Below are 4,105 nucleotides of genomic sequence, written 5' to 3'. Positions count from 1 at the left end.
TCTGATACGCCGCAATAGACGCATGTTAGCTCTTCGGCTTGCCCAAGATATTCAAGGGATGAGCCGCAAATCATGCAATCTTCAGTATTTTGATGTAGCTTCGAAGTAATTGCCGAATCTTGCTCTGATGATTGATGTTTACCAACATCAACGAGCTCTTCTCAGCAACCATGAGCTTCAATCTCTTTTATCTCGTCCATAAAACCTCAACTCAAAATATAGCAATACATTATACTTGTATCGACAGCTCAAGCACGAGCTTCGAGAATTCTCTTACATACCGTCTTGGACATACTTAAACCCAAGTCTCATCGAGAGCTCGGCTTTCTCTAGCTCTTTTCCAAGATAAGCGGCATGCGAGAGTTCACTGATCCAGCCATTTTCAATAACTGTAAAGTAGATGCTTCGAGCATCTTCGCCCTCTACGGCATGAAGAAGCTTGTTATCATTTGAATAATGTTCAACGATGAGCAAATTTTGTGTGGGCTCAGGGATAATGACAAAGTAACCGGCTTTATCAAGCTTTAGGACTTTCGGCTCCCCTGCCTTGATTCTTGGAACTTCTTCAATATGGGCAGGCCGGATGCTGTAAGATTTTGGCAGACTCTTCTCAAGCTCTTCAATATTCCGCGATATAGCCACAATGCTCTCTGAGCCAATCATATCGATAATTCTGACCTGATTTGTAAATGTGGTTACCTCTTCAAGCGTCACATTTTTCAAAACCGGTCTCCTACCAGGTGAGCCGACAACACGCATATTCTCATCAACTCCGTTCTCGAATAAGGCAAGAATTGTTTTGCCGCTAAAGTGCCCTTCAGGATCGGACCCAGCAAGGATAAGAAATCGAATAGCAGGGTTTGTGATAGTATTTTTTATGAGCTTATCGATGCCGATGTTCTCCGTCTCGGTTTTGCCGACTATGCTCAAACCCGCCGGTTGTGCTTGTACCAGTTCTCCTGCAAGGGTCTCACTACCAAGAGTCGAAACTGCAACATGACAGTTTTGGCTTCTGCACAGAACAGAGTATTCACCCGGAAGGGGCGGCCACTTAAGGTTTGTCTCAAGAAACTCAACTGCTTGCGTTTCTGTCTGCGTCTCTTCTAAAAGATCATGAAGTGCATTTGATGCTACGGCCCCGTAGCAGTGTTTACAACCCGCTCACTTATATTTTTGCTCTTCAAGCTCACCTACCCACCCATCAACCCGCTCAGCTATCTTGGCTATTCCTTTTTCCTTAAGCTGCGGAAGAGCCTCTTCGAGAGCATTGAGCGCATCTTTCATGCAACCGCACTTTCGGCACTTTTCAAGACCCATGCCTTCTTCAAGCTCGTTTTTAAGCTTATCTATCAACTCTTGGTTCATCGTTCGCAACCTCACCACACAAGCCGCCTGGACAATTGCAGGTAGCCGTTTTTGCTTTTCTCTCCATCCAGAAATAACCTATGGTAATCGAGAGCATTGTCAGTATGAGAACAAGCGGCTTTGCAAAACCTAAAAACCCCGCTCCAAATAAGTTTAGGTATACAACAAGCATCGGAGAGCCACAGCACCCGATCAAAAAACAGCCACCGAAGTAGAGCAAGCCAGTAAGTGTGGCTCCACCAACTAACCCCGCCGCGCCGCTTTTTTGTCCTTCTTTGAGTCTCAAGAACGCATAGACCATAAATGCCAATGATAACCCGTAGGAGATACCCAACAAATAATCCTGAGTCTGAAAGTATCGGGTTAGGTTGGTTAAGAACGATGAATCGGCAGCAGTTTGTATCCACTTGCTTGAAGCCCACATGCTCTGCCACGTAAGATAGACACCATGAATAAAAAACGTAGCAATAAAAGCGATTGCCAGATAAAACCTCTTACTGTGCATCTTGGCGGACCTCCTGTCCAGAAAAGATATATTTGCCGCTGCCCGCACTCGTGATTTGCCCGTAGATGACCACGTTTGAGCCGACCTTTGGTGATTTTCCATTGTAGACTATCGGCATCCTAACGCATGCATCTGAGTACCCCAGGGTGAACGCTATATCTGGCTTATCGATTCTTGTAACGGTACCGGAAACAGCAATCTGACCCTTAAAACTCTCTGGTGATTGCGCAACTTGATCCACCGAAATGACTTGCATTGGAGCCGCATTTGGATTTGATGTAGCGGTTTTGCTGCTCGAGTGGAAGAAATAGCTGCCAATGGCAATGAGGGCCAATATCCCTATCGTGCTAACAATTATCTTAGTTTTCACTTATCAATCACAACCTAAAGCATTTTCTTAAATGATAACAAACACAGAGTGCTTATAAAGAGTTTGTAAGATATTGGCATAATCAACAGCAAGGAGCTGGAGGATCTGATCTCATAACCGCCCTTATAAGACTTCTTGCATTTGTAATCGGTGTTTTAAGGCTAACGTAACAAGAAGGCGCCAAGATATCTACCCCGTCTATGAGGCTTTGCATACCAGCTCTAAAAACAGCATTTGGCTCACCGTTCGTCAGCAATTCTGCGCCTATATTTCCCATAATAGCTTTGCACCCGACTAGGCTCTTAACCGTTTTTACATTAGCCACTGAATCAATACCTATTGCCGCTGCAGAAATATTAGAAATGGCATCCCCAAACTTAGAAACATCACCGCAGAACTGAACGATTGATTGGACATCAAGAGTATCTCGGAAATAATCCGTCATCTCATTTATGTACGGCAGCACAAACGCTTCAAAAGCGCTGCGGTCTATGGCCTCAAGTGCGGTAGCTGCCTCAGCAATACATATTACATCGGCTCCGGCCGCGAGCATGGCACCGCCAAATTCTATAAGGTTTTTGGTCGTAAGCTTTAGAAGTTCATGCGCTGCATCTTTGTCGTCTTGAATCGCTTCGGTAAAGATACTTGGATTAATCAGTGAGGTGGCAAGGCTTACCGGCCCTACAAGATTGGCAATGATCGCAACATCCGAGACTTTCTAACTTACTATCGTTACCGCCTCCACGCAAACTTTTGCCCGGCCACTACCTGGATCAATAGGAAGAAGGCGATCTATATCTGCTATGCTCTCAAGGGCATAAGCTGTAGTCTTTGGTCTTTTTTCTTTTGTGCCAAGCTCAACGGTTGAGCCTATCGCTTTAGCTTCAACCGTTGTGCAAAAAGGGATACCGATGTTTTCTGCGCTAGTTAACCTGTTGGCTGCGATTGCCAGTTTTGCCATCATCAAAGCATCACCGTGGGCTTCCGGCAAATAGCAATCCGTCTTCTCCATAACCTCGATGACTGCCATGCTTGTCGCTCCGTCGGGGGCGATAAAGGTTCGCTTCTCCGTCGGTTCTCTTCTTAAAATACTAATAAGACGCTCTTTTTGATTCAAAACCATTTGCTCCGCCATATAAACCTCCACGCCTTAACCTGTACGCTCTTGCTATCACTCAATCTTTTTTTCTTGCCCTTCTAGCGCAGTTCTTTCAAATCGATTTGCGATTAGTCCGCAGTGCTCAACAGTCTCCCAGACCGCAACATCACTAAGTCAATAGTAGGTATATGCGCCATGCCGCTCAGCGCGAGCCAAACCGGTTTTTCTCAATACACTAAGATGGTGCGAGACTAGCGGTTGTGACATCTCCGTCGCTTTGACAATTGCCGATACAGATTGGCAATTCATCGTCAACGCCTTGATTATTCGAAGCCGGTTAGTATCGGAAAGCGTCTTGAATATTTTAGCGATCATTTCAACGCGAGCATCCGAATGAACGTCCATAAGCAACCACTTCCTTTTGATATAAACTAGCGTTTATATCAATGCCAGTTTATATCCAAATGGGAAACGAGTCAATCATCCATTCTAAAAATAAACAGACCAGCTCTCATCAGACACCGCTCAAATCAACTACCAGCTGTAACAATATGCGTATCAATAAAAAGTGTGCGATTGCGATGCGAAAGTTCGAATCCTTTGAGGGTTCAATTTTTCCCTAACTAGAAAATGGCTCGTCAAAGCCATTGTTTGAATAGGGACTATTTGCTGCCGTAAGTGGACGCTATTCAAACTTTGAGTTATTGGAGAAGCTGGCGGAATTTATATCTTACCAGCAGCATCAATCTTAAAAACCAACTAGTAT

5 protein-coding genes and 2 pseudogenes are annotated in these 4,105 nt (G+C 44.7%); all 7 read right to left on the bottom strand.

Translation table 11 applies throughout. From position 1 onward, the window contains the following. Positions 1-273: 273 nt before the first annotated feature. Entirely contained in the window at positions 274-552 is a 279-nt protein-coding gene (locus tag COY37_RS12095; protein WP_502693755.1) for a DUF4346 domain-containing protein, read from the bottom strand. Positions 553-585: 33 nt separating this feature from the next. After that, a pseudogene (locus COY37_RS12090) lies at positions 586-1,044 on the bottom strand (tetrahydromethanopterin S-methyltransferase subunit A); the annotation flags it as partial. A 117-nt stretch (positions 1,045-1,161) separates the two neighbouring features. After that, positions 1,162-1,365 carry a hypothetical protein gene (locus COY37_RS09775; protein ID WP_286977418.1) on the bottom strand — a complete coding sequence of 68 codons (204 nt, stop codon included), beginning with the start codon at positions 1,363-1,365 and terminating at the stop codon, positions 1,162-1,164. Then, positions 1,343-1,870: a hypothetical protein gene (locus tag COY37_RS09770; RefSeq protein WP_286977416.1), complete on the bottom strand. Its 528-nt coding sequence runs from the start codon at positions 1,868-1,870 to the stop codon at positions 1,343-1,345. The genes COY37_RS09775 and COY37_RS09770 overlap by 23 nt, the downstream gene beginning before the upstream one ends. Beyond that, the gene (locus tag COY37_RS09765; RefSeq protein WP_286977414.1) at positions 1,860-2,240 is read right to left on the bottom strand and encodes a hypothetical protein; all 381 of its coding nucleotides are present in this window, start codon (positions 2,238-2,240) and stop codon (positions 1,860-1,862) included. The genes COY37_RS09770 and COY37_RS09765 overlap by 11 nt, the downstream gene beginning before the upstream one ends. An 82-nt stretch (positions 2,241-2,322) precedes the next feature. Then, positions 2,323-3,363, bottom strand: a pseudogene (locus COY37_RS09760) (uroporphyrinogen decarboxylase family protein). A 150-nt stretch (positions 3,364-3,513) separates the two neighbouring features. Then, positions 3,514-3,714, bottom strand: coding sequence for an ArsR/SmtB family transcription factor (locus COY37_RS11975; protein WP_353683020.1), 201 nt, complete (start codon positions 3,712-3,714; stop codon positions 3,514-3,516). Between the last annotated feature and the right edge of the window lie 391 nt (positions 3,715-4,105).

Origin of the sequence: Candidatus Aquicultor secundus (assembly GCF_002791875.1) — a bacterium.
Taxonomy (GTDB): Bacteria; Actinomycetota; Aquicultoria; order Aquicultorales; family Aquicultoraceae; genus Aquicultor_A; species Aquicultor_A secundus.
Note: the sequence above shows the minus strand (reverse complement) of the source record. Positions and strands in the feature narration are given on the sequence as shown.

What these genes read in the sequence shown, in the direction of transcription:
- COY37_RS09775 (WP_286977418.1), bottom strand. Translation starts at nt 1,365, where the DNA reads ATGAACCAAGAGTTGATAGATAAGCTTAAAAACGAGCTTGAAGAAGGC.
- COY37_RS09770 (WP_286977416.1), bottom strand. Translation starts at nt 1,870, where the DNA reads ATGCACAGTAAGAGGTTTTATCTGGCAATCGCTTTTATTGCTACGTTT.
- COY37_RS11975 (WP_353683020.1), bottom strand. Translation starts at nt 3,714, where the DNA reads ATGATCGCTAAAATATTCAAGACGCTTTCCGATACTAACCGGCTTCGA.